At 25.9% G+C, this 309-nt stretch carries 1 pseudogene; it reads right to left on the bottom strand.

The features are described from left to right. A pseudogene (locus tag WS44_RS09695) lies at nt 1-213 on the bottom strand (IS3 family transposase); the annotation flags it as partial. Nucleotides 214-309: the final 96 nt, after the last annotated feature.

Consider the following 309-nt stretch of genomic DNA (forward strand, 5'->3'; position numbering starts at 1 on the left):
CACTCTTTTTATGGCATGTTCTTTATACTCTTTTGAGTAATGCGTATAAGATTTATCAAGTACTGATAAGCCATGAATTTTAATTAAATTTATTAGATAGTTTACCTTTTCTCTTCTGATACCATATTTCTTACTTAAGTACGTTCCACGTTTATTTTCTAAAATCCATTCTTCAAAAATATGAATTTTATCCTTTTTAGTTAATTTAGACATAGTAAACATTCTAAGCTAAATAGTGAATTAGTTATCCGACGGGATAATTGATTCACTATTTTTATTCTCTTGTAGAATTTAAGTAGTAGTAAAACT

Source organism: Lactobacillus sp. N54.MGS-719 (genome assembly GCF_000980505.1).
GTDB lineage: Bacteria > Bacillota > Bacilli > Lactobacillales > Lactobacillaceae > Lactobacillus > Lactobacillus amylovorus.